We start from the raw sequence: 24,328 nt of genomic DNA on the forward strand, positions 1-24,328 counted from the left end.
CGCTTTCCGGGCCCGCCCTTCCGGCGCTCTCCCGGCTGGGACAGTGGCCGGGATCAGCTGTCGGCTTCCCGTGCGACGCGCTCCAGCCGGCTTCGATAGCTCGCCCACCACGCCTGATCTCCTGGCGGCATGTCGCCCTTGTGCTGCAGGCACCCGACGGAACCGTCGATGAGTTCTCGCACGATGTCCGCGTGGCCCGCGTGCCGCTGCGTGTCGGAGATCACGCGCACCAGGATGTGGTGCAGTGTCGTCTCGCGACGTTCCTCCGGCCACCAGGGCACCCGGCCGACCGCGTCCAGCGCCAGCGTCGCGATCGTGCTGTCGGAGTGCTTCCACGCCAGGCGGTACAGCCCGACGATGTCTTCGCGTGACTCGTCCGCGGTGGCCCACATGTCCGCGTTGGGTTCTGCGTCCTCCGTGTACCACCAGGCCGGCGGTCGCTCCTCGAAGAACGGCCGCCCGAACGTGTCGCCGAAGTACCCAAGCTCCACACCGGCGACATGTTTGACCAGCCCCAGCAGATTGGTTCCCGTGGGGGTCAGAGGACGCCGGACGTCGTATTCCGAAAGCCCGTCGAGCTTCCAGAGCAGGGCGTCGCGCGCTTCTTGCAGGTAGCGAAGAAGGTCCGCTTTCGGGTTCGGTTCGATCATGCGGGCAGTCTTGCAGTCGGCACTGACAGCGGGAGTGCCGACCGGATCAGCCTCGGTCGAGCTGTTCGAGACGGAGCATCGCCTCGGTGACCTCGCCGACCGCCGTGCAGGGAATCGCCGTGGCGGCCTCATCGAGGACGAGCAGCCGGGCTCCGGGGATGTCGCGCGCGATCGCCTCGCCGTTGCCGACGGGGAAGAACGGGTTGCGGCGGCCGTGGACGACGAGTGTGGGGACCTCGATCCCGGGCAGGCGCTCGCGCCAGCGGGGTGCGCAGTCGAGCCTGGCGAACACCACGCCCATCTGGTTGGCCAGCTGGACCGGGGGCGCGGTGCCGGGCGTGCGGTCCCAGATCCGCTCGGCGGCGGCGCGCGCGGTGACGGGTTCGTCGCCGAGGATCTCCGCGCCGGCGGCGGCGAAGGCCGCGACCGCGTCGCGGTCGGTCCAGTCCGGCATCGCACGCGCGAACAGCCGACTCATCGTGGCCCGGTCGTGGTCGGGGAGATCCTCGTCGACCGGGCCGGGGGCGACGGCGCGGGTGCCGATCAGGGTGAGCGCCGAGAACGCGTTCGGATGGTCGAGGACGGCCACCTGGGCGACCATCCCGCCGACCCCGATCCCCGCGAGGTGCGCTCGCCGCCCGCCGAGCGCGTCGACAAGGGCCGCCGCGTCGGCGGCCAGGTCGCGCAGGGTGTAGGCGGGCGCCTGCGGATCCGTGGTCGTCGACTCCCCGCTGTCGCGCAGGTCGTAGCGCACCACCCGGCGCCCGCCGGCAGCGAGTTGCTCGCACAGCGCGTCCGGCCAGGAGAGCATCGTCGTCCCGCCCGCGAGCAGGACGAGTGGCGCGTCGTGGTCACCGAACGACTCGATGCCCAGGAGGGTCCCGTTCGCGGTGACCGTGGTCATCGGATCACCGCGAGACGTCGTCGGCCGGCCGCGTCACGGTCGATGCAGCGATCACGCTCCAGCGCGCGGCTGTGAGGGACTTCGGTTCGAGTCATGCCAGGGCAGACCCGATCCAGCGCCCGAACTCATCGCTCACTTGTCAGAGCCCCGGAGGAGCTGGCGTGATCGCTCGTTCAATCGCGGCTCGCGGCCTGCTTCCTGGACCATGCGGTGGCGTCGACGCCGTAGCGAACCAAGAGGCGGGCGAACTGGATCCGTTCCTCCGGTGACCAGGCTGCGGTGATCTCCTGAAACGCCTTTCGCTGTTCGGCGGCGAAGCGGCTGCGTTCGGCCTCGCCGTGCTCGGTGAGTTCGAGCACGGTGCGGCGTCCGTCGACCTGGGACGCCGCCCGGCGCAGCAGTCCGTCCTCGATGCAGGCGGCGACGGTCCGGCTGGCCACCGGCTGCGCCACGCCCATCTCGGCGGCGAGTCCACCGACGGTCGTCTCGTCCGGCGCGTCGGCGATCACATTGAGCACCAGGTTGCGGGAGAGGTCCTTGCTCGATGCCGGTGCGCGTCGTCGCAGACGCGACAGGGCGGGCCCGATCTGGTCCAACGCCGCGTCGTCGGAAGGCTGCTCGGAGAAGGACGGGCTGCTCATGTGCCTGAGTCTAGGCCCAGCTCCCGCATTTGCATACCTCCAGGCATGTATATAGCTTGGGGTATGCAAATTCTGACGAGCGAGAAAACGAGGCGGACTGCTATGGCGCTCACCGCGATCACCAATGCGCAGATCTTCGACGGGGAGAAAACGGTAGGTGTGCGGACCGTGGTCATCGACGGCGGGAGGATCTCTCGCATCGGTGGCGATGCTCCCCGGGGCAGCGAGATCGTGGACGGCGGCGGCGCCACACTGCTGCCGGGGCTCATCGACGCCCATGTCCACTCCGCTCCGGGATCCCTGGCGCTCGCCCTGCGGTTCGGGGTGACGACCGAACTGGAGATGCAGGGGATGAACACCCGGGAGAACAGGGCCCGCATCACCGACGACGACGCCCTGGCAGACGTGCGCTCCTCGGGCTTTGCCATCACGCCGCCCGGTGGTCACCCGAGCGAGCTGATGCCCGAGGGCTTCCGGCCGAAGTGGGATCTCCCCCCGGTGATGCCGTTGATGCCGTTCTCCACCACGCCCGAGGAGGCGGCCGCCTTCGTGCCCCAACTCCTCGCCCGGGGATCCGACTTCATCAAGTTCATGATCGACGACGGCAGTGTGGAGGGACACCCCGGGCTGCCCTCGCTCGACCAGGCCACCGTGGCCGCCGGTGTGGCCGAAGCCAAGAAGTACGGCGCCCTGACCGTGGCCCACGCGCTGACCCTGGAGGCCACCAGGACGGCGGCAGAAGCCGGCGTCGACGGCCTCACCCACGTGTTCATGGACCAGCCGCACACCGACGAGATCATCGCCCTCATCAAGGACGCGGGCATGTTCGTCATTCCCTGCATCAGCCTCAACGCCTCGATGATGGGAATCACCGGCAGCGAACTCGCCGACGACCCCCGCGTGGCCGCACGCCTCGACAGCGCATGGGAGCGAACGCTGCGGTCCAGCTACGACCGTTACCCGCAGGGCAAGCTCCAAGACGTGTACGACACCGTGCGCGCGCTGGACGCCGCCGGCGTCGACGTGCTGGCCGGTACCGACGCGTCCATGCCCGAGACCTTCTTCGGGGGCCTGGCACACGGGGCGAGCCTGCACCACGAACTGCAGTACCTCGTGGCGGCCGGCCTCACGCCCGCACGGGCCCTGCGTGCGGCCACGGCGACCACGGCCCGCCGCTTCCGCCTCAGCGACCGGGGCCGCATCGCGGAGGGACTGCGCGCCGACCTTCTGCTGGTCGACGGCGACCCGACCAGCACCATCGGCGACACCCTCAACACCCGTGCCGTCTGGCGCCGGGGCACCCGCCTGGCGGTATGAGGGCGGTGCTTTCCTCCGGCGGCACAGGCGTATTTCTTCGACAGCGCGCCCTGGAGCCGGATGCCCTGGGACGGCGGGCGTCGTCGCCGTCGGCCGTCACGGACTACCGGGGCCGGCCGCTGTCACGGCTTCCGCCGCCGTCCGCCGCAGCGCACGGACGGTGATCCAGCGGTTCTTTCCGTCGGCAAGGTGTGCGACGGCATGGCCCACCCATTCCGGGTCCCCGAGGAGATACGGCTTGCCCTCGTCGATGAGGTGCCGCAGCAGATACTCAAGCCGAAGGACGTCCACCGCCCGGTACGCGCGCGCGTGTTGGTCGAAGCGCAGTTGCTGGTCCTCGAACGGATGACGCAGCGTCATGTGCAGCCAGCCGCCCCCGTGCCCGGCGACCATGCCCTTGACCGTGTACCTGCCCCTGCTGCTCGCGTTCCAGGACTGCTTTCCCCAGGTGATCCAGACGCCGGTGACGATCCTGGACCAGGGGACCAGCCGTCCCTCGGACTCCGGCTCGTGCTGGTGGAGCCCGTCCGGGCGCAGCTCCACCCAGTGCGTGCCCGCTCGGGTGGCGTCGCCGACGACCCAACGTCCGTCGAGCAGTTCCAGCGGACCCAGGAATGCACCGTCCTTCAGCATGCGGTCATTGAATCACCTGACTCCGAACTGTTGCGCTATTTCGGTGCGCACCCCCGTCTGTGTCGGTCAGCGCTGATACAGCTGCCACATGGCGAGTTCGTCGTCGTGCGCGCGCAGGCGTTCGACGGCTGCCATGGGGGAGCGCTTTTCCGTGAGCTCGTAGAAGAAGAACAGCGGGGCGAACACGCTCGCGTAGCCGAACGGCGCGCCCCGAGGGGCGACATAGACGCCGGCACCGGCGTCGAGGAAGGCCTCGGCGAGCGCGGGATCTCCCGTGTCACATCCGGTGACGAGCGTGACGCTGCCCGGCAGCCGGAAGTGCTCGCGTACGTGGTCCGGCCCGACGGCACCGTTGAACGGCTGGAATCTGGCCAGTTCCTCGGCGACGTCGTCCATCAGGATTCGGCCCTCGTCGCCGTGACAGGACAAGATCACGTACGGGGCGATCGGTCTCGTGCCGTCCAGCGCGGCCACCAGATGGCGAGGTTGCCCGACGCGCAGGTAGTTGACCTGGACACCGAAGACCTCCAGCCCGTCACGCAACGGACGCGCGAACCCGCCCTCGAGATCGATCAGGTCGACCTCGGTCCATGCCAGGCGACCGGCCTGGACCTCACGCACCCGTGACGGACGCTGAGTCGCCAGCCACTCCTCTTCCTCTCCATGCACCATTCGGGCCACGATGCCACGGCCACAGCCGTCGACACCCCGGTTAGCGAAACCGGGCGCGCGGCGTCAGCCCGCGGGGCGGGGCGGGCAGGTGCCGGGTCGGGAGGTGTGGGCGATGCTGAAGGGGTGCGGGATGTCGTAGCCCGGTGGGTGTGCCCGGCGGCGTACGCCGCCTCGGGTCGACGGGCCGTGCGGGTGTCGGTGGTCGCGGCGACCGGGTTCTACGTCTTCCGCTACGGCCTGGACCGTCCCGTGGCGGCGACCTACGCGCTGTTCGCCGCCATCGCGCTGGGCGGCCTGTCACGGATTCCCGGCACCGGACGGCAGCGGGCGGCCGTGCTGCTGAGGGCGGTGCCGCTGAGCTGGGTCCTGGTGGTGATCGGCACCTACCTGTCGGTGCGTACCTGGAGCGCCGCCGTCGGCATGCTGGTGGTCGGCTTCGCGCTGGCCTTCTCCGCCGTGGGCGGCCCACGTGCGGCGGGGACGGCACCGGGTCTGCAACTGCTCTACATCCTGCCCTCGTTCCCGCCCTACGATCCCGCCTCGCTCGGCGACCGCCTGCTCGGGACGAGCACCGGCCTGGTTCTGCTCGTCGCGGCGGAGGCGCTGCTCCTGGCCGAGCCGCGCCCTCCGGCGTACGAGGAACGGGCCGCCGGGGCCGCGCGGGCCGCGGAACGGTGCGCGCGGCACCTCGCCGCACCGCCGTACACCCTGACCGGCGACGACCGGGCGGCGGGTCGGGAGGCCGGGCAGGCGCTGCGGCCCCTGCACGTGCCGGAGGCGGAACGCCCGGCCGGGCCGGGCAGACGGGAACGCGCGCTGGCGCACACCGGCCTCGCGACCCGCACCCTGCTCAGCCGGCTGGCCGGGCTCGGCACAGGCCGCGGCGAAGCGGACCCCGCGGTCACGGCCGTGCTGCGCGCGGTGGCGGACCTGGCGGAGGCGACCGCGGGCTGTCTGTTGTCCGGGCCGTCGCCGCGGGCGTCGTACGAGGCGCTGGTCGCGGCGCGCGCACACCTCTCGGCCGTCTCCGCCGGCCCCTACCGCGGCAGCGGTGTCCGGACCGTCGCTCCGGCGGTGCTGCGCGGGCACGCCGCCGTCCTGGAGGTCGCCGACGCGGCGCTGGCCATGGGCGTCGCCGCCGATCTGGCCGCACGGGGCAGACGTGCCGAGGTGCCGGTACCGCCGGGCCGCTTCTGGTACGCCACGACGTGGGCGCCGCTGTTGTGGTGGCACCGGATACGCGGTCACGCCGGGCGCCGCTCGGTGTTCTTCCAGAACGCGGTGCGCATCGCGCTCGCGCTGACGGCCGCGCGACTCGTGGCCGGGGTGGACACGCTGCCCCACGGCTTCTGGGCCATGCTGGCGACCCTCACGCTCACCAGGACCACCCTGGACGAGACCTGGCACACCATCCGCCTGGCGCTGACGGGCACGCTCGCCGGAGCGCTGCTGACCGCCGGGACACTGACCCTGGCCGGGACGGACACCCGTGTCTACGCGGTCCTGCTGCCGGTGTGGATGCTGATCGCCTTCACCGTCGGGCCGGTCCGGGGCGTCGGCTGGGCGCAGGGCCTGTTCACCGTGCTCGTGGCCCTGGTCTTCGCGCAGCTCGCGCCTCCGACGTGGCACCTGGCCGAGGTACGGCTGCTGGACGTGCTGGTCGGCAGCGTGATCGGCGCGGTCTTCGGGGTGCTCGCGTGGCCGCGCGGCGCCCATGACGAGCTGCGCTACGCGGTCGCGGAGCTGCTGCGCAGGGCGGCGGAGATCGTCGTGGCGACCAGCGCCTCGGCCGCGCGGGGCACCGAGGCGGTCCCGTCCTCGGGAGCGCCGGCCGGTCACCGGTCGCTGCATCGCTCGGTCATCCTCGCGGAGTCCGCGTACGCCCAGTACCAGAGCGAGCCCGTGCGCTTCGGCGGCCGGGCACGCGCGGTGCCGCCCGCGGTGGACTGGCAGGCGACGCTGATGGCGGGCCATCACACCCTGTGGGGCGCGCAGCGGCTGCTGGAGCCGCCCATCGCCGAGCTGGGCCCGGTGGCGGCAGAGGTGCTCGCCGGGGCGGGGGAGCGGGTGGCGGGTCGGATGCTGCTGGTCTCGGCTGCGCTGGACCCCGGTGGTGACACACCGAACGCGTCCGTGCCGGCGATCGACGGGGCCTTCGCGGAGTTCGCGGCCGAGCCACCGGACGCGCCGCGGCTGTACTACGCGGCGGTGTCGTGGCTGGAGTCGCTGACGACGGACCTGACGCGGATCGGGTCCGGTGTTTCGGACGGCACCTGAGGATGTCGTTCTCCTTGGGGGCGTGTCCCGAGCGGGAAAGGTCAGCTGGAACCGTGTCGGGCGTGTCGCCCATGACGGCGAGGAGGGGTCCGTTGGAGCCTGACGGCATGACCGACCCGACGCAGGATCCCCGCTTCCTCCAGGACCCCTGTCCCACCTTCGCTGCCCTGCGGTCCAACTGCCCTGTGCAGCCCATGCATGCGGAGTCGGGCGGACGGCCCGGTTACCTGGTCACCGGCTACGCGGAAGCCAGGGAAGCCCTCGGCGACCCTCGGCTGTCGAAGGACACGGCCGCCTTCTTCGCGGGCAAGGAGTCACGGCGCCGTCTGCACCCCGCGGTGGCGCACAGCATGCTGGCGAGTGACCCGCCCCGGCACACCCGGCTGCGCAAGCTGGTGACCAAGGCGTTCACGGCCGGGGCCGTCGCACGGCTGCGTCCGTTCATCGCGCGGGTCACCGAGGAACTGCTGGACCGATGGCCGATCGGCGAGCGGTTCGACTTCATGACCGCCCTGGCGGTGCCCCTGCCGGTCATCGTGATCTGCCAGTTGCTCGGAGTTCCGCAGAAAGACCGTCCCGATGTCCGGCGCTGGTCCGGAGAACTGTTCGCGGCAGGCAGGCCCGACGTCATCGACGCGGCCTCGCACTCCATGGCCGACTACATGACGGGCCTCGTGGCCGCCAAGCGCCTGGACCCCGGTGACAGCCTCCTCGACCAGCTCATCTCGGTTCGCGACGGGACGGACCGGCTGAGCGAGGAGGAACTGGTCTCCCTGGCGGTGCTGCTGCTCGTGGCCGGGCACGAGACCACGACCAACTTCCTCGGCAACGCGACCCTGGCACTGTTGCGGCGCCCCGCCGAGTCGGATCGCCTTCGGAGGAATCCGGACGATGTCCCAGCTGTGCTGGACGAGTTGCTCCGGTTCGATTCCCCCGTCGGCACAGCCACCTTCCGCTTCACGACGGAGGCGGTCACGCTCGGCGGAGTGGACATTCCGCCCGGGGCTCCCGTACTCGTCGCTCTCGGCGCGGCCAACCGTGACCCCGTGCGGTTCCCGTCCCCGGACCGGCTCGATCTGGACCGAGACGCCGCCGGCCATCTCGGCTTCGGCCACGGTGTCCACCGCTGTGTCGGCGCGCCCCTGGCCAAGGCCGAGGCGGAGATCGCCCTGCGAGCGGTCCTGACCCGGTTCCCCGACATCCGTCTCGCCGTACCGCCCGATCGACTGGAATGGCGGCGCACTCGACTCGTGCGCGGGCTCGCGGCGCTTCCTGTCACGGTGTAGCCGGTCGGTGCGCGGGATTCGGGGCGCCATGACGGCCGGCGAAACCCACCGGCGGGAGGAGTTCGTCCGGGGTCCCCGAGGCTCCTGACTTTTGCCGGTCCGGCAACTTCGCGTGCGGTTCGGCGCGGGCCCCAGCACCATCGAGAACGTGCCCGCATGGGCCGGCGCGGCAGCGCGTCACGAGCAACGGGAGGCATCCGGTGTCAGGACACCACGAGCACGGCCGAAACGGTGAGCACGGCGAACAGACGGCCGCCGAGATGTTCGAGCCGGCGGCCTGGGACGAGCGGTACGCGGGTCAGGAGCGGTTCTGGAGCGGTGAGCCCAATCCACAACTCGTCGCCGCCGCCGGTGAGTTGAACCCGGGCCGTGCGCTGGACGTGGGGTGCGGTGAGGGCGGTGACGTGGTCTGGCTGGCCGGGCAGGGCTGGCACGTGACCGGCGCCGACTTCTCGGCCGAGGGCCTGGCCCGTGCCGCCCGCCACGCCGAGCAGGCCGGCGTGGCCGACCGTGTCGACTGGTGGCAGGTGGACGCCCGGGCCTTCGATGCCGGTGACCGTTCGTACGACCTGGTCACCAGCCACTATCTGCACGCGCCGGACGGGGGCATGGTCGAGGTGACCCGCCGCCTCGCCGCGGCTGTTCGCCCCGGTGGCCTGCTCCTGGTGGTCGGGCACGCGCCCTCGCACGAGTTCACGCACCTCGCCGAGAGCCACCGCAAGGCGATGTTCCTGGCCGCGGAACTCCTCCCCGGCCTGCCGGACGACTTCGAGCCCGTCGTCGTGGAGCAGCGCACTCGGACGCTGAAGCGGGACAACGGGCCGGTCGAGGCGGAGGACTCGGTTCTGCTGGCCCGCCGCGCGGAGCGCTGAACACCCACTGCGCGGCCGGCCGCGCGGACGCATCCCCTCGTGTGCGTCCGTGCGGCCTTGCCCGGCCCGTGACGTGCCCCTCCGGCTCAGCGGACGCGGATGAAGACCACGTCGTAACCGCTGTTGGTGGCACGGGACTTGACGTAGACGCCGTCGCTGCCGCCGTTGGGGTTGCTGGTGTTGCCCTCGACGGTGGTGAAGGAGGAACCCCCGGACACCGTCCGCACGATGCCGATGTGCTCGTTGCCGCCGGTGAAGTCGCTTCCGCCGTCCCAGTCGAAGGCCACGATGTCACCCGGCTGCGGGTCGGTCGTCACCGAGAGGTGGTAGTTGCCGGCCCGCGCCTGCTTGACCCAGCCCGAGACATAGGAGTTGCGGTAGGAGCTGGCTCCCGTCTGCTTCGCCACCCAGCTCACGAACGTCGCGCACCAGGCGTAGTCGCTGGTGGACAGCGACAGACCCACGGCCGAGCCGTAGCTGTTCGCGCGGGCGCTGCCCTCGACCGTGCCGGCCTCGGCCGCCGCCACGTCGAGGATCTTGGCGTATCCGCCGCCCGGCGGGGGCGACGACGGCGGCGTGACCGTGCCGTACAGGGCGGCCTTGGTGTTCGGTCCGACGTGGCCGTCGACCGAGAGACCCTTCTCGGACTGGAAGTCCCTGACGGCACTGTCGGTGAGCGGACCGAAGTCGCCGTCCACGGCGAGATCGGCACCATGGTGGTTGAGCAGGCTCTGCAACTCGGTGACGCAGCCGCTGCGTTGGCCCTGCACGATCTCGTTCGGGCAGGAGGCCGAGTTCAGGTTGACCGGCGCGGGCGCGCCGTTGCCGCCGCCACCACCGATGTTGGAGTACAGGGCGGCCTTGGTGTTCGGACCGACCTGGCCGTCGGCGGAGAGACCGCTCGCGGACTGGAAGGCCTTCACGGCCGTCAGCGTCTGCGGGCCGAAGCTGCCGTCGACGGCGAGGCTCTGGCCCTTGCCGTTCAGCAGGGACTGCAGCGTGGCGACGCAACCGCCGCTCTGCCCCTCCACGATGTTGTCCGGGCACGACGCCGACCGCAGGTCCAGGCCCGTCGCCGGTGACTCGTCGGTGTCGTACAGCGCCCGCTTGGTGTTCGTGCCGACCTGGCCGTCCGCCGTCAGGCCGTGGGCGGACTGGAAGCTGCGGACGGCACTGGCGGTCCCGGCGCCGAAGTCGCCGTCCACGTCGACCGGGTAGCCGTGGTGGATGAGCAGCCGCTGGAGCTCGGTGACGCATCCGCCCTTGGCGCCCTGGACGATGTTCGCGGGGCACGAGGAGGAGTTGAGATTGACCGGGGCGGGCGCCGAGCCGCCGGTCGCGTACAGCTTGCTCTTGGTCGCGGGGCCCACCCGGCCGTCCACGGCGATCGCGGTGGCCGCCTGGTACTCACGGACGGCGTAGAGCGTGGCCGAGCCGAACTGGCCGTCCACCGACAGACCGGCGCCGTGCGCGTTGAGCAGGTTCTGCAACTCCCTGACGCAGCCGCTGGTCTGGCCCTGCACGATCTCGGCGGGGCAGGACGCGGACGTCAGCCTGATCGGGGCGGGCGCCGCCGACGCCGGACCCGCACCGAGCACGATGCCGGCCGAGACCATCGCCGCGGTGGCGGCGAACGTCCCGACGCGGATACGCCAGCCCGGCCCGGTGCGGCGCGCGGCCGGGTGCGGAGGGTGTTTGTCTTCGGCGCGGACGGCGAATGCGAGTCTTCCCATGGCGGCGAGGTTCTCCTTGTCGAGACGAGCGTGGAGTGCGGGGCGTGGCCGCAGGCGTGCGGAACCGGTGCGTAGCGGGGAGCGGGGAGCGGGGAGCGGGGAGCGGGACCACGCGGCCGCGGCCCGTCCTTGCGGGCAAGGACGGGCCGCGGTCGGTCACTCGGCGATCAGCCCGAACGGCACGTCGTACCGGTCGAGCGGGGCGTACCGGTCAGGCGGCGAAACGCTTGAACGCCGCCCGGGTGCCCGATCCGGCGATACCGTCGATGTCGCCCGTGTAGCCGTAGTCGGCCTTCAGCAGGCGCTGCAGCGCCTTGATGGTGTTGGTGCCCGGGTCCCCGTCGATGGCGCCGGTGTAGCCCCAGTACGTGGCGAGGCAGCGCTGGAAGGCCTTCCAGCTGTTGGTGCCCAGCTGACCGTCGATGGCGCCCGTGTAGCCCCAGTAGTCCGCGAGGAAGTCCTGGACGTTCTTGGCCTCGGCCGAGGTCAGCCCGAAGTTCTGTGTCGCGGCCACTGCGGCGGGCTGGGCGACAGCCGTCGTCTGCGCGGTGCTCGCGGTCGCCGCGAAGCTCGTGCCCGCCGTCGCCACGCTGCCGGCGGCGAGGCCGACAACGGCGATGACGCCGGCGATGGTCCTGCCCAGAGCGTTCGGTCGCATGCGTTCCTCTTTCGTTTGTGGGGTCGGCACCTGGTCACGCCGAGCGGGCCAGGTGGCGAGACCAAGGTGCAGGGTGCCCGGGCACGGCGGCCACGAGTGCGGCCCAAGTGGCGGTCTTATGGGACGGCCACCCTTCTGACCTGCGGCGACAATCCCCGGCGGGACGGTGATGCGGGACGCCTGTGACAGATGTGGCGGGCTCATGCAGAATGCGCAGCAACGGTGGGGACCGTAGTTCACGCACACGACCACGCTGATGACCGCTTTGGGGGAAACATGCCGCGCTCCAAGACGCTGCCCGCGGAACTCGACCCCAGCGCACGGCAGTTGGTGGCCCGCTTACGCCGGCTGAAGGACCACAGCGAGCTGACGATGCGACAGCTCGCCGCCAAGACCGGCTACAGCGCCAAGTCGTGGGAGCGGTACCTGGGCGGTGTGTCGCTGCCCCCGCGGGAGGCGGTGGAGGCCCTGGCCCGGATCACCGGCACCGACCCCGTCCCCCTGCTCGCGCTGCACGAGATCGCCGCCGACTCCCGGGACGGCCGCCGCGCAAGACCCGCCGTGCAGCGGCAGGACGAGCAGCATGAGTGTGACCAGGAGCCGTCGGCCGGTTCGACGGCCCCGCACTCCGGGCCAACGGTCGCGCACTCCGGGCCAACGGTCGCGCAGACCGCGCCGACGCCACCCCGGGCCGCGGAACCGACCCCCGGTCGCTTCCCGCACATCGCGCTCACCGCAGGCATCGCCGCCCTGGCCGTAGCCCTTTCGGCGGTGCTGCTGCTCATGCTGCGCCTCGACGACGACGCGGGCCAGGCAGCCGTCACCACGTCTCCCCGCACCACCGCGGCCTCCTCGCCGCCCTCCTACACCTGCCGCATCGCACGGGTCGACGGCCGCTGGTCGGCGGGCATCAACCAGGGCCGCGACACCGAGATCGGCTACGGCGCCACCGGCGCCGACGTCGCGGAGGCGCAGTGCCTGCTGCGCCGGGCAGGCATCTCACCCGGCGGGATCGACGGCATGTTCGGCCCGCTGACGCTGCGGGCGGTCAAGACGTTCCAGGATCGCGCGGGCCTCACCGTGGACGGCATGCTGGGGCCGCGCTCGTGGAAGGCGCTGCGCGGATGACACCCGGCCCACCCTCACCACCGGGCGCGCGACTGGCCGCCGTACTCCAGCAGTTGCGCCAGCGCACCGGACTGAGCCTCGCGCAGCTCGCGCACGCGACCACCTACAGCAAGTCGTCCTGGGAGCGTTACCTCAACGGCAAGAGCCTGCCCCCGCGCAGCGCGGTCAAAGAGCTGTGCCTTCTCGCCGACGAACCGGCCGACCATGCGCTGGCACTCCTGGACATCGCCCGCGCAGACCGGACGGAGGACAGCGGGGCGCCGCCGACGGCACCGGTTTGCCGGCACACGGCCACCCGGACGGACACACCGGCCGCGCGCTCCACCCCCGCCCCGCCCAAAACCGCCCGGCCCGAAACCGCCCCATCCGACACCGCCCCAACCGAAACCGCCCCCGCCGAGACGGCTCCGAGCGACACCATCGCGGCCGACGCCCTCCCGGCGCCCATCGGCCCGGGCGAGACGGTTCCGGGTGGCGCCGACCCCACGCGTGCCCTCCCGACCGGCCACCGGCGCGCGAACATCGTCACCGCTCTCCTGTCGACCTGTGCCGTAGTCCTCGGGGCACTCGTCCTCACCCACCTTCCCCCGACGCGCCGCGAGGCGGCGGCACCCACTCCCACGCCCACCGCGGCCAACGGCACTCTCTGCCGCCGCACGGCCTGTCAGAACAAGGACCCGATCGCGATGCGCTGCGGTGCCGCACCGCTGACCCTCGCCGAACACGAGACCACCACCGGTGCCTGGATCCAGATCCGCTACAGCCAGGAATGCGGGGCGAGTTGGGCCCGGATGTGGGGCGCCGCGCTGCAGGACCGCGTCGAGTTCCGAGGGGGAGGCCGGCACGGTTTCCTGCACAGCGCCCAGGTCACCAACCGCAACGAGGCGGACACCTATGTCCACACCCTCATGAGCGTGGTCAGCCCCGGAACCCCCGTGCAGGCCTGCTTCACCCCTGCGGCCGGCGGCGTGCGGGAATGCTTCGAGGCCCGCTCCACGGACGGACCGTGAGGCGCGCGGGGCTGTTCCTCCCGGCCCGGCCCCGCGTGAGCCCCGTCTCACCTGGGCAGCGCCCCTTGGCTATGCAACGAGTTGCATAGAAAGATCGCGGCATGGCCCTCGAGCACGCGATCCTCGTCTCCCTGCTGGAGAAGCCGGGCTCCGGTTATGAACTGGCCCGGCGGTTCGAACGGTCCATCGGATACTTCTGGACCGCCACACACCAGCAGATCTACCGCGTTCTCCGACGCATGGAGAGCGACGGCCTGCTCGCCGTCCGTGAGCTGCCGCAGCAGAGCCGACCGGACAAGAAGGAGTACTCCGTCGTAGGCCCTGGCCGTGCCGCCCTGTCCCGGTGGCTGCACGAGTCGATCCAGCCCGAGAGCATGCGGCACGACCTCGCCGTCAAGATCCGGGGCGCGGCCTTCGACGACCCGTCCGTGCTGGTCCGTGAGGTCGAACGGCACCGTCAGGTGCACAGCGAACGGCTCGCGCACTATCTGGCGGGCGAGCAGCGCGACTTCACCGGACCGGCGGCTCCCCCCTCGCTCGACGCCGCTCAGGAACTGCAGCATGTCGTGCTGCGTGGCGGCATCGCGTACGAGCGGATGACGATCGCCTGGCTCGACGACGTGCTCGACACCCTCCGGCGGCTGGGCACGGCAGAGCCGCACGCCTGAACCGCCGCCGGCCGCCACCGCCCGCGCTCCACGCCGTTCAGCTCCGCACCATCCACCCTCACCCCCTCAACCCTCACCCCCCTCAACCCTCGACTTCCGGAAGGCGGATCGTCATGGCCGACTCCCTCCTCTTCAACCCGCGCACGTACGACCCCGCGCACTTCGACCCCGAGACCCGCAGGCTGCTGCGTGCCACCGTCGACTGGTTCGAGGACCGTGGCAAGCGCAGGCTCATCGAGGACTACCGCTCCCGCGCCTGGCTGGCAGACTTCCTCGCGTTCACCGCGAAGGAAGGGCTGTTCGCCACCTTCCTCACCCCGGCGTCCGCCGGGGGACCGGAGGACCGGCGGTGGGACACGGCCCGGATCGCGGCCCTCAACGAGATCTTCGGCTTCTACGGTCTCGACTACTGGTACGCATGGCAGGTGACCATCCTCGGCCTCGGGCCGGTCTGGCAGAGCGAGAACGCCGCCGCGCGCGCCCGTGCGGCGGAACTCCTGTCCCAGGGCGAGGTGTTCGCCTTCGGCCTCTCCGAGAAGTCCCACGGCGCCGACATCTACTCCACCGACATGCTGCTGACACCGGACGCAGGCGGCGGCTTCCGGGCGACGGGTTCCAAGTACTACATCGGCAACGGCAACGCGGCCGGGCTCGTCTCCGTCTTCGGCCGCCGCACCGACGTCGAGGGCCCGGACGGCTACGTCTTCTTCGCCGCCGACAGCCGTCACCCGGCGTATCACCTCGTGAAGAATGTCGTCGACTCCTCGAAGTACGTCAGCGAGTTCCGTCTGGAGAACTACCCGGTGGGCCCGGACGACGTCCTGCACACCGGCCGCGCCGCCTTCGACGCCGCCCTCAACACCGTCAACGTCGGCAAGTTCAACCTCTGCACCGCCTCCATCGGCATCTGCGAGCACGCGATGTACGAGGCGGTGACCCACGCGCACCAGCGCATCCTGTACGGCCGCCCCGTCACCGCCTTCCCGCACGTGCGCCGGGAGCTGACCGACGCGTACGTCCGCCTCGTGGGGATGAAGCTGTTCAGCGACCGCGCCGTCGACTACTTCCGCTCCGCCTCCCCGGAGGACCGCCGATACCTGCTGTTCAATCCGATGACGAAGATGAAGGTGACCACGGAGGGCGAGAAGGTCATCGACCTGATGTGGGACGTGATCGCCGCCAAGGGCTTCGAGAAGGACACCTACTTCGCGCAGGCCGCCGTCGAGATCCGGGGGCTGCCCAAGCTTGAGGGCACGGTGCACGTCAACCTCGCGCTGATCCTCAAGTTCATGCGCAACCACCTCCTGCACCCGGCCGAGTTCGCGGCCGTGCCCACCCGCCTGGACGCGGCCGACGACACGTTCCTGTTCGAGCAGGGACCGGCCCGCGGCCTCGGCTCCGTGCGCTTCCACGACTGGCGCCCCGCCTACGACGCGTACGCCGGGACACCGAACGTCGCCCGCTTCCGGGAGCAGGCCGACGCCCTGTGCGAGTTCGTCGCGACCGCCGCGCCCGACGAGGAGCAGAGCCGCGACCTCGATCTCCTCCTCGCCGTCGGCCAGTTGTTCGCGCTGGTGGTGCACGCGCAGCTGATCCTGGAGCAGGCCCGTCTGACGGATCTCGACGAGGATGTGCTCGACGAGCTGTTCTCCGTCCTGGTCCGCGACTTCTCCGCCTTCGCCGTCGAACTGCACGGCAAGGACTCCGCCACCGTGGATCAGCAGCGCTGGGCCCTCGGTGCCGTGCGGCGTCCCGTCGTCGACGAAGCGCGGTCGGGCCGCGTCTGGCAGCGGGTGGAGGCACTGTCCGGGGCGTACGAGATGGCGCCGTGACGCCTTCCGGCCGGCACGTCACAGGCGCGCAGGCAGGGGAGGGGAGATGCCGAGGCTCGGGTCGCGGGTGAGCAGGTCGGCGACCCGAGCGATCAGCTGGCTCTCGGCGCCGTCGCGGGCGGTCGTCGGGTGGTACGCGAGCACGAAGCGGCGCTGCTGGTCACGAGTGGAGAACGCGGCGTTCTTGTAGCCGTACGTCTCCCCGGTCTTGCCCCAGAAGGTGACGCCGTTGACGGTGGCCTGCTGCAGTCCGGTGCTGTAGCGGGCCGGCGTGCCGTCCAGCATCCGCACGTCGTCGGGCGGCAGGGTGAACATCAGCCGGAGCAACTCGGGCGGGAGCAACTCGCCCGAGAACAGCGCGACAAGCAGGTGCTCCAGGTCGCTCGTGGTGGAGATGATGTCGCCCTCGCCCGTGCTGGACGACTGGTCGTACGTGGTGATGTCCCGCAGGCTGCCGTCGGCCATCGTCAGGTAGCCGTGCACATGTCGGCCGTGGAGACGCGGGTCGTCGCCCGGCACGACGGTGCGCGCCAGGCCCAGCGGGCGCAGGATCCGGGCCGCGACGGCCTCCCCGTACGAGCGGCCGGTCACCTTTTCGATGATCAGTGCGGCCAGTGCGTAGTTGATGCCTCGGTACTCCTGCCGGGTGCCGGGGGCGAACTTCAATGGTCCGTGGGTCGCCGTCGCCACCCACTCCCGAGGCGTCCAGTGGTCGAAGCGGTGACGGAACACCTCCTCCGCGGTGCGTGGGTCGGGGATGCCGACGTGGTCGGGCAGTCCGCTGGTGTGGTTGAGCAGGTGTGCCAGGGTGACAGCCGCGAACCGGTCCGGCAGCAGCCCCGGCAGGACCCGCCGGACCGGCTCGTCCAGGCGGATCCGCCCCTCCGCCACCAGCTGAAGCACGACCGTGGCGACGAAGACCTTGGTGACGCTGCCGATCCGGACCCTGTCGTCCGTCGTGACCGGACGCCGTGTTCTGATGTCGGCCACCCCCGAGGTGCCTCGCCAGGAGCCGGACGTGCCGCCGACGCGCAGCTGGGCCGCGGTCGACGGCGGGTGCCGCAGATCGTCGACGGCCGCCCGCAGAGCGGCGGGGTCCAGCGGCGGGAGCGGCGCGGACAGTGCGGCCGCCCGCTGCACCGGCAGGACCGCGGTGGCGGCCAGCGCCGCCGTACCCGACGCGGCGACGCTCACGAAAGACCTGCGGGACATGCGTGTGGAGGTCATGCCAGCCACCCTGTCAGCGGGCACTCCCGTGAGCATCGGGGTCCGCCCCCACCTGATCCCCCATCGCACCCTGACCCGTCCCGGACGCGTTGCGTGTCGGGCTCGGGGTGCCGTCGGTCAGGAACTCCACCGCACCTTGAAGACCCACACGTGCCGGCCCGCCTTGCGCGCTGCCGCGGGGACGTCGATCACCAGTGCTCCCTTGCTGACGGTCCAGGTCAGTGGCCGGTCGTGGCCCAGCATCGTCACCGTGTCCCCGCTGCGGATCGGTACCGGCGCCTCGATGGTGAGCCGTGCGCCCGGCTCGGCCAGGGAGTGGATGTAGAAGGCCCGGTTCGGACGGACGGTGAAGCGGAGGTCCGCCCCCAGTTCCGCCGTCTTCGACCAGTACGTCGTGTCGTAGACGGCTTCGCCGTTCGTCCGCAGCCACCGACCCGTCTCCCGCAGCCGCGTCTGCATGATCTCCGGGATGGTGCCGTCGGCGCGGGGGCCGATGTCGAGCAGGAAGTTGCCGTTCTTGGAGACGATGTCCACCAGGCTGTGCACGACCTGTTCCGTCGTCATGTAGGACCCGTCGGGGGTGGCCTGGTTGTAGCCGTAGCTGAAGGGGTCCAGGCCGCGGCTGGACTCCCACTTGGCGATCACCGTGTTGTCGTACGTCGTGTACTCGGGCGTCGTGAAGTCGTGGAAGGAGATGCCCGAGCGGTTGTTGACCGTGACGTCGATGGGACGGGCCCGGTTCTTGGCGTGGTTGAAGTACTCGGCGAGCACGTGCACGCTGTCGTTGGCGCCGCCGATGTCGCACCAGATGAGCTCCGGGTCGTACCCGTGGATCAGCTCCAGCATCTGCGGTGCCTGATAGTCCCTCACGAAGTCCTTGCCCGCGCGGTATCCGGTGTAGGGCACGGGATCGAGGGTGTACGGGTTGCGCGGGGCGTGCCCCATCCAGGGCTGGTCCGGGTTGAACCACTCGGGCATCGAGAAGTAGAGGCCGCGGTGGAGCTCGGGCGTGTAGCGCCGGGAGGCCTCGAAGAGCTCCTTGACCAGGTCCCGCTTCGGGCCCATCCGCACGGCGTTGCGGTCGGAGACCTTGGTGTCCCAGAGGGCGAATCCCTCGTGGTGCTTCGAGGTCAGTACGTGGTACTGGGCACCGGCGTCCCGGAACAGTTCGACCCAGGATCGCGGGTCGAACTTCTCCGCCGTGAAGCGCGGGATGAAGTCGTCGTAGGCGAAGTCCTCGCCGTAGGTGTCCCGGTGGTGGGCGTACGTGGGGTTGTTCGGGTCCTGCATCTGGTCCCAGTACCACTCGGCGTACTGCGTGCCGACGGGAGCCCAGGCGGGCACCGAGTACACGCCCCAGTGGATGAAGATGCCGAACTTGGCGCGGTGGAACCAGTACGGCGCCTGATGACCGGAGAGGGAGGCCTCGGTCGGCTGGTAGTCGGCGACGCCGAGGGACAGCCGGCTGCGCCGCGTGGCCGCGGTGGTGCCACGGCCGGTGACCGTCACCACGCCGTCCTGGGACGTGCCCGGTGCCGTCCCCGCACGGTTGCGGATGCCGACGCGCACGCGTGCCTGCTCGCCGGGGTCGAGGCGGCGGACGGCGGCGGGCTCCACGGTCCGGGCACCCGGCACGTCCACGTGCACCGCCACGTGGTCCCCGGCCAGCACGGCGGCGGTGCCCGCGTTGACGACGGTGGCCTCGACGCTCTGGGCGCCGGTGGACGGCAGGAGGGAGTGCGTGGAACGCACGTCGCGCAGGACCAGGGCGCGTCCCCGGGCGACCGGCTGGAGGGAGAGCGCGAACACGTGCAGCGAGGTCTGGTTGGGTTCGGGCGCGGCGGTGACCGGCAAGGTGATGGCGATCGCCTCGCGCTGGGGGTCGACCCACACCTCCGAGGTGCCGATGCCGACGCTGTGTTCGTCCTTCGCGCCGTCGGGACCGTAGCGATACGGCGTCGACAGCGAACCGCCCGCCGCGTACCAGTCGGCTCCGGTGAGGCCGGCCGTCGAGGTCGAGCCGTCCGCGTAGTGCACGCTCGCCCTGCCCGAGGCGTTGCCGTAACTCCCCGAGGTGAGGAAGTAGGCCGCCATGTAGCGGCCCTTGGGCAGGTCGACGCGCTGTCCGAGCGCGACGACGTTGTTCTTGGCGCCCGTGCCCGCGCCCGCCGCCGAGGACGGGAAGACGAACGGGACGCCGTCCACCTCCACCCGGCCGGCCGGGAGCTCCTCGCCGGGGAACGTGTAGCCGGAGCCGTCGAAGTCGCCGCCTCGCGCGGAGGCGGTGTCGATCCCGTCGTTGTCGTAGAGGCTGTCGAGCGGAACGGGAACCGGAGGGGGCACGACCGCCCAGGTTTCCGTGTGCCGCTCGCCTTCCTGAGCCGCCTGGGCGTCGGTCGCCGGGATGAGGGAAAGGGCGGCCGAGGCAGTGACACCCGCGGTGACGCCGAGGACCTGACGTCTTGGATACGTACTCATGACGGCTCCTCAATCATCGGATGTCTTGATGATTGAGGAGCCGTGAAGAGGTGTCAATGGGGTGGGCGCGCAAGGGAGTTGAATCAGAGATCGGAGGGGTTGGGTGTCGCATTCCGCGCGCGGGTCGTACGGCTGACCTGGTGGGGCCGGGAGGGCCTCAATGCCTGAGCAGCCACAGAACCCGGTCCCAGGACAGCAGGTGGTACACGACCAGCGCCGCGCCGAGCAGCAGGAGGCCAGGAGTCGCGATCACGGTCTTCCCGGACCGTGACGCATCGTCGGGCGTCGCGAACGCCCCCCACAGCACGGCCACCGCCACGGGTGCGGCGATCACGGAGACGTACTGCAGGGGTGCGGGTGTGGTGACTCATGCCCAGAGGCCGAAGCGGTTGGAACAGCTGCTAGTAGCTGTCGTAGCCAGGCTCGCCGCTCGGCCGGTAGACGCCGACGACGGTGCCGTTCTTCGTCGTCGAGACGCTGACCGGTTCCAGCGCGGTGGGGATGGCTCCGTCGGCGAACAGCCGCTTGCCGGTACCGATGATCACCGGATGGATGGTCAGCCGGTATTCGTCGACAAGGCTGTGCTTCATGAGGGTCTGGGCGAGGTCGCCGCTGCCGACGACGTTGATGTCGCCACCGTCGGACGCCTTCAGCGCGCGGACGGCGTCGACGACGTCCCCCTCCAGCAGCGTGGAGTTCTGCCACTCGACGGACGTGAGGGTCCGGGACGCCACGTACTTGTGCATGCTGTTCATTCGGCCGGTGAACGGGTTGTCGGGATCGGCGGTCGGCCAGTACGACGCGAAGATCTCGTACGTCTTGCGGCCGAGCAGCATCGCGTCGGCGGGCTCGTACCAGCCGGCGATGGCCGCGCCGACCTCGTCGTCGGTCACCGGCTTCTGCCATCCGCCGTGCTCGAAGCCGCTCTCGGCGTCCTCGTCCGGCCCGCCCGGCGCCTGCATGACCCCGTCCAGTGTCAGGAACGTACAGACAATGATCTTGCGCATGGTGCGCTCCCTTCGTCGGGGGGTAGACGACACGACCGCCGAAAACTCATCGGTGGGGGTGTTTCCTGAAGCGGCGGACGGACAGCACCGCGATCAGTACGCCGGCCGCGACGAGCAGCGGGGTGCGGTTGTCCCGTGCCGCCCGCACACCCTGGCCGGCCTTCGCTCGCACCGGCTCAGGTGCCCGCTCCCGGGCCAGCTGACCGGCATGCGCCGCTTTCTCGCGGACCTGCTCGGAAGCGGCGGCGGCCTTCGCCCGTACCGGCTCCTGGGTCTTGTCCTGCACCACGTGCGCGGCGTGTGTCGCCCTGTCGCGCAGCTGGGACCTGACCTGTGTCGTCCGGTGCGCGACCTGGTGCCTGACCGCGGTCGTCTTCTCGTGGGCCCGGCTCTTCACGTCGGTCCTGGCCGCGAGCGCCTCGACGGTCGTGCCGAGCTCCTGACGGGTCGACTCCACCTGTTCACGCAGTTCCTCCGGGGAGGGTGCTTTCTCATCGCCGCTGTGTGGCTTGTCCGGGGTCATCGCTGTGCCTTCTCCCTGATCTCGGCCATATCGGCCTTGACGCTGTCCATGGTCTGTTCCGGTGCAGGCGGAGAGGCCTTGCTGATCTGCCGCTTGCCCAGAACCGACATCAGCGCGGTGACGGCGGCCAGGACGCCGGTGACGATCAGAGCCGCCGCCCACACGTCCAGGACGAGCGCGAGCGCGGCGATCGCGGTGGCCACCAGTGCCTGGAGGGTGAGGACACCGATCAGGCCGGCGCCGCCGAACAGTCCGCCGCCCTTGCCGAATCGCTTGCCCTTCTGGGTCATCTCCGCCTGCGCCAGGCGCATTTCCTCGCGGACCAGCTGCGACAACTGCTGGGAGGCGCGCTGGACCAATTCACCGACCGGCTCCTGCGCTGCGCTGCCGGTGCGGGGGGAGCCTTCTGCGGTCATGGGGTTTCACCTGTCCTTCGTCGGCGTCCGTCGGGTTCTGTGCTGTCCGAGGTCGATGGGGAGGCGTCGACGGTGCCCCTACCGGGTCGTGGCCATGACCTCGACCGCTCACGACTCAAGGCGGCGGCGGTCCTCCTCGTCCCACTTGCGGGTGTCGCGCGGCTGGACATAGGGCTCCTGTCCGGCTGGATGGCCGCCCGCGACGGCCCGCTCGCGGTTCATCTCGGCGTCGAACTCCAGGCCGAGCAGGATCGCCAGGTTCGTGATCCACAGCCACACCAGGAAGATGATCACGCCGGCGAACGTGCCGTAGGTCTTGTTGTACGAGGCGAAGTTCGCCACGTAGAGCGCGAAGGCGGCGGAGGCGATCATCCAGATCGTCAGAGCCAGCAGGCTGCCCGGTGTGATCCAGCGGAAGCCTCGGATCTTCGCGTTCGGCGCCGCCCAGTACAGGATCGCGATCATGACGGTCACCAGGAGCACGAGCACGGGCCACTTCGCGATCGACCACACGGTCAGGAACGTGTCCCCGACTCCCAGCGTGGTGCCGGCCTGCCGTGCCAGGCTGCCGGTGAAGACGACGATCAGCGCGCTGATCACGGCCAGGACCATCAGCACCACCGTCACACCGAACCGGACCGGCAGCACCTTCCATGCCGGGCGGCCCTCGGGGACGTCGTAGACCGCGTTGGCGCTGCGGATGAACGCGGCGACGTAGCCGGAGGCCGACCACACCGCGAGGACCAGGCCCACGATCGCCATGACCGAGCCGATTCCGGCGTTGCCCTGCATCTGCTGCACGGCGCTGGTGAGGACGTCGCGCGCCGCGCCCGGGGCGAGTTTCTGGATGTTGTCCAGTACCTTCTGCGTCGCCGCATGGCCGGCGATCCCGAGCAGCGAGATCAGTGCCAGAAGGGCCGGGAACAGTGCCAGGATCGCGTAGTAGGTCAGCGCTGCGGCGCGGTCGGTCAGTTCGTCTCTCTTGAACTCCTTCAGAGTGCCTTTCAGTATGGTCCCCCAGGAGCTTTTGGGCAGGTCGGTCGGGGTGTCCGGTGACTGCCGCTCCACTTGCTCATCCGGTCCGGCACCCGTCCCCCGACCAGCCTCGACCTCGCGGTCGGCCACGCTGTGCCCGCCGTGCCTTCCATGCCGTTTCAGTGTCCGTACCATGCCGTGCGGGTTGCCGGACCTGCGGGTCTCATACCGGGCATTTTTAGAAAAATGGCACTTAGTAGGATTTGCGCTACTCCATTAATGCCTATGCATGTTTCTGGCTTGAGTCTCGCCCGCTCAGAAAGTGGACGTCCACAGACGGACCACGCCGTCGGTGAGTTGCAGGAACTGCCGGGCGCCCAGGTGGTGGCGGGTGGGGGAAAACCCCGGAACGTCGCCCAGGAGCTTTCCCCTGACCGGGTCCCATATCGACAGGCCGGTGTCGCCGCGGCTGAACAGGTGGGTGCCGTCGCTGAAGAAGGGTCCGGTCGGGCCCTCGAAGGCAAGGAGTTCCACGGCCGCACCACTCCGGCCGGCTCGACTCGTATCGAAGATCCGTGCCCCGGGCCGCATGCCGGCGTCGTGGTCGCCGATTCCCCCGATGGCGACCCGGGCGGAGTCGATCCAGGTCATGGCGTGATCCCAGTAGTCCGCCCGGCCGCACACCTCGACCCAGCTCGGGCCGTCCTCGGACTCCCGGACGTTGCCCTCGATCCATGGGCCGAGATCCCACACCGAGGGGACGCCGATCGGATGCCAGATCCAGCCGTCGTCCAGGATCCGCTTGCCGTCAGGGCTCACGAGCAGTGCGCCGTGGAAGTAGTCGAGGTAGTGCTCCGGCAGGTCGACTCCGTCGGTCGGCGCGGGGGACGACCGAGCGGTCAGTGGCTCTCCGGTTTGCGCGTCCGACACATCCAGCCGGTTCCATTCCGTGCGGTGGATCACGACGCAGCGCCCGAGGCGCTGTCCGAACGCCAGCGAGAACGGCACGGTCTCCGAGTGGTAGCCCTCGCTCTCCAGGTTCAGCGTGAGCTCGCCGGTCCGCAGGTCGATCACCTCTCCGAACCGGCCGTAGTCGTTGACCACCGCGGCGAACATGCCGTCGGGGGAGGAGTGCAGGCGCCTGCGAAGCTCGCGGTCGTTCCATGGTTCGTGGCCGGGTTCCGCCCGTACGGCTGTGGCCCCGACGGCCTCGTGATCACCGGCTGCCACGTCCCAACGGCTGATCGTCCCGTCCTCGCCCAGCGTCAGCCACACCGGCCGCTCGCCGTCGGTCACCGGCGTCAGATCGGCGATCGCCCCCAAGCGCGACGGCACCTCCACCGTACGGACGGCGTCATGACCACCTGTCATTACTGCCCTCCACGCCCCGGATCGGGCCAACAGTCTACCGGGGGGGCGAG

At 70.6% G+C, this 24,328-nt stretch carries 23 protein-coding genes; 8 read left to right on the forward strand and 15 right to left on the reverse strand.

What is annotated here, in order from left to right; genetic code table 11:
- Window positions 1-53: 53 nt before the first annotated feature.
- The 3 genes from AQI94_RS41520 to AQI94_RS41530 all read right to left on the reverse strand — a co-directional run bounded on the left by AQI94_RS41520 (window position 54) and on the right by AQI94_RS41530 (window position 2,195).
- Complete coding sequence (locus AQI94_RS41520) at window positions 54-650, reverse strand: DinB family protein (protein WP_031055469.1); 597 nt, start codon at window positions 648-650, stop codon at window positions 54-56.
- Window positions 651-696: 46 nt separating this feature from the next.
- Window positions 697-1,554, reverse strand: coding sequence for an alpha/beta fold hydrolase (locus AQI94_RS41525; RefSeq protein WP_031055472.1), 858 nt, complete (start codon window positions 1,552-1,554; stop codon window positions 697-699).
- A gap of 173 nt (window positions 1,555-1,727) precedes the next feature.
- Window positions 1,728-2,195 carry a MarR family winged helix-turn-helix transcriptional regulator gene (locus tag AQI94_RS41530; protein ID WP_031055475.1) on the reverse strand — a complete coding sequence of 156 codons (468 nt, stop codon included), beginning with the start codon at window positions 2,193-2,195 and terminating at the stop codon, window positions 1,728-1,730.
- Window positions 2,196-2,297: 102 nt separating this feature from the next.
- Between AQI94_RS41530 and AQI94_RS41535 the strand changes: the two genes are divergently transcribed.
- Window positions 2,298-3,512 (forward strand): amidohydrolase family protein, encoded by a 1,215-nt coding sequence (locus AQI94_RS41535; protein ID WP_031055477.1) that lies wholly within the window; start codon window positions 2,298-2,300, stop codon window positions 3,510-3,512.
- 96 nt (window positions 3,513-3,608) lie between these two features.
- Here AQI94_RS41535 and AQI94_RS41540 read toward each other — a convergent pair whose 3' ends face one another.
- Both AQI94_RS41540 and AQI94_RS41545 read right to left on the reverse strand, forming a co-directional pair.
- The gene (locus AQI94_RS41540) at window positions 3,609-4,145 is read right to left on the reverse strand and encodes a hypothetical protein (protein WP_031055481.1); all 537 of its coding nucleotides are present in this window, start codon (window positions 4,143-4,145) and stop codon (window positions 3,609-3,611) included.
- A 66-nt stretch (window positions 4,146-4,211) separates the two neighbouring features.
- Window positions 4,212-4,817 (reverse strand): hypothetical protein, encoded by a 606-nt coding sequence (locus tag AQI94_RS41545; protein WP_051832669.1) that lies wholly within the window; start codon window positions 4,815-4,817, stop codon window positions 4,212-4,214.
- Between the two features lie 123 nt (window positions 4,818-4,940).
- On the opposite strand from AQI94_RS41545, the gene AQI94_RS41550 reads away from it, so the two are divergent.
- The 3 genes from AQI94_RS41550 to AQI94_RS41560 all read left to right on the forward strand — a co-directional run bounded on the left by AQI94_RS41550 (window position 4,941) and on the right by AQI94_RS41560 (window position 9,252).
- Complete coding sequence (locus AQI94_RS41550; RefSeq protein WP_225890411.1) at window positions 4,941-7,094, forward strand: FUSC family protein; 2,154 nt, start codon at window positions 4,941-4,943, stop codon at window positions 7,092-7,094.
- Window positions 7,095-7,201: 107 nt separating this feature from the next.
- Window positions 7,202-8,380 carry a cytochrome P450 family protein gene (locus AQI94_RS41555; RefSeq protein WP_031055489.1) on the forward strand — a complete coding sequence of 393 codons (1,179 nt, stop codon included), beginning with the start codon at window positions 7,202-7,204 and terminating at the stop codon, window positions 8,378-8,380.
- A 200-nt stretch (window positions 8,381-8,580) separates the two neighbouring features.
- Window positions 8,581-9,252, forward strand: a complete 672-nt coding sequence (locus AQI94_RS41560; RefSeq protein ID WP_031055491.1) for a class I SAM-dependent methyltransferase — start codon at window positions 8,581-8,583, stop codon at window positions 9,250-9,252.
- Window positions 9,253-9,338: 86 nt separating this feature from the next.
- Here the strand turns inward: AQI94_RS41560 and AQI94_RS41565 are convergent, their stop codons facing one another.
- Window positions 9,339-10,985: a peptidoglycan-binding protein gene (locus AQI94_RS41565; RefSeq protein ID WP_031055495.1), complete on the reverse strand. Its 1,647-nt coding sequence runs from the start codon at window positions 10,983-10,985 to the stop codon at window positions 9,339-9,341.
- A 211-nt stretch (window positions 10,986-11,196) separates the two neighbouring features.
- Window positions 11,197-11,643 carry a peptidoglycan-binding domain-containing protein gene (locus AQI94_RS41570; RefSeq protein ID WP_031055497.1) on the reverse strand — a complete coding sequence of 149 codons (447 nt, stop codon included), beginning with the start codon at window positions 11,641-11,643 and terminating at the stop codon, window positions 11,197-11,199.
- Between the two features lie 276 nt (window positions 11,644-11,919).
- Here AQI94_RS41570 and AQI94_RS41575 point away from each other — a divergent pair, with 276 nt between their 5' ends.
- The 4 genes from AQI94_RS41575 (at window position 11,920) to AQI94_RS41590 (ending at window position 16,281) form a co-directional block, all read left to right on the forward strand.
- Window positions 11,920-12,771 carry a peptidoglycan-binding protein gene (locus AQI94_RS41575; protein ID WP_031055500.1) on the forward strand — a complete coding sequence of 284 codons (852 nt, stop codon included), beginning with the start codon at window positions 11,920-11,922 and terminating at the stop codon, window positions 12,769-12,771.
- Window positions 12,768-13,781, forward strand: a complete 1,014-nt coding sequence (locus tag AQI94_RS41580) for a helix-turn-helix domain-containing protein (protein WP_037944867.1) — start codon at window positions 12,768-12,770, stop codon at window positions 13,779-13,781. Before AQI94_RS41575 ends, AQI94_RS41580 begins: the two co-directional genes overlap by 4 nt.
- A gap of 101 nt (window positions 13,782-13,882) precedes the next feature.
- Window positions 13,883-14,449 carry a PadR family transcriptional regulator gene (locus AQI94_RS41585; RefSeq protein ID WP_031055505.1) on the forward strand — a complete coding sequence of 189 codons (567 nt, stop codon included), beginning with the start codon at window positions 13,883-13,885 and terminating at the stop codon, window positions 14,447-14,449.
- Window positions 14,450-14,562: 113 nt separating this feature from the next.
- Window positions 14,563-16,281: an acyl-CoA dehydrogenase family protein gene (locus tag AQI94_RS41590; RefSeq protein ID WP_031055508.1), complete on the forward strand. Its 1,719-nt coding sequence runs from the start codon at window positions 14,563-14,565 to the stop codon at window positions 16,279-16,281.
- A gap of 18 nt (window positions 16,282-16,299) precedes the next feature.
- On the opposite strand, the gene AQI94_RS41595 is transcribed toward AQI94_RS41590, so the two are convergent.
- The 8 genes from AQI94_RS41595 to AQI94_RS41625 all read right to left on the reverse strand — a co-directional run bounded on the left by AQI94_RS41595 (window position 16,300) and on the right by AQI94_RS41625 (window position 24,278).
- Window positions 16,300-17,508 (reverse strand): serine hydrolase domain-containing protein, encoded by a 1,209-nt coding sequence (locus AQI94_RS41595; protein WP_051832671.1) that lies wholly within the window; start codon window positions 17,506-17,508, stop codon window positions 16,300-16,302.
- A 117-nt stretch (window positions 17,509-17,625) separates the two neighbouring features.
- Window positions 17,626-19,986: an alpha-L-fucosidase gene (locus AQI94_RS41600; RefSeq protein WP_031055515.1), complete on the reverse strand. Its 2,361-nt coding sequence runs from the start codon at window positions 19,984-19,986 to the stop codon at window positions 17,626-17,628.
- Between the two features lie 157 nt (window positions 19,987-20,143).
- Complete coding sequence (locus AQI94_RS43750) at window positions 20,144-20,320, reverse strand: hypothetical protein (protein ID WP_234438836.1); 177 nt, start codon at window positions 20,318-20,320, stop codon at window positions 20,144-20,146.
- Window positions 20,321-20,387: 67 nt separating this feature from the next.
- Window positions 20,388-20,993 carry a dihydrofolate reductase family protein gene (locus AQI94_RS41605; protein ID WP_031055519.1) on the reverse strand — a complete coding sequence of 202 codons (606 nt, stop codon included), beginning with the start codon at window positions 20,991-20,993 and terminating at the stop codon, window positions 20,388-20,390.
- Window positions 20,994-21,039: 46 nt separating this feature from the next.
- Window positions 21,040-21,516 carry a DUF3618 domain-containing protein gene (locus AQI94_RS41610; RefSeq protein WP_031055522.1) on the reverse strand — a complete coding sequence of 159 codons (477 nt, stop codon included), beginning with the start codon at window positions 21,514-21,516 and terminating at the stop codon, window positions 21,040-21,042.
- Complete coding sequence (locus AQI94_RS41615; protein WP_031055524.1) at window positions 21,513-21,932, reverse strand: phage holin family protein; 420 nt, start codon at window positions 21,930-21,932, stop codon at window positions 21,513-21,515. Before AQI94_RS41615 ends, AQI94_RS41610 begins: the two co-directional genes overlap by 4 nt.
- 108 nt (window positions 21,933-22,040) lie before the next feature.
- Window positions 22,041-23,102 carry a YihY/virulence factor BrkB family protein gene (locus AQI94_RS41620; protein WP_031055526.1) on the reverse strand — a complete coding sequence of 354 codons (1,062 nt, stop codon included), beginning with the start codon at window positions 23,100-23,102 and terminating at the stop codon, window positions 22,041-22,043.
- 120 nt (window positions 23,103-23,222) lie between these two features.
- On the reverse strand, window positions 23,223-24,278 hold the full coding sequence (locus AQI94_RS41625) for a WD40 repeat domain-containing protein (RefSeq protein WP_037944869.1): 1,056 nt from the start codon (window positions 24,276-24,278) through the stop codon (window positions 23,223-23,225).
- Window positions 24,279-24,328 lie beyond the last annotated feature (50 nt).

It is taken from the genome of Streptomyces pseudovenezuelae (assembly GCF_001513955.1).
GTDB classification, from domain to species: Bacteria; Actinomycetota; Actinomycetes; order Streptomycetales; family Streptomycetaceae; genus Streptomyces; species Streptomyces pseudovenezuelae.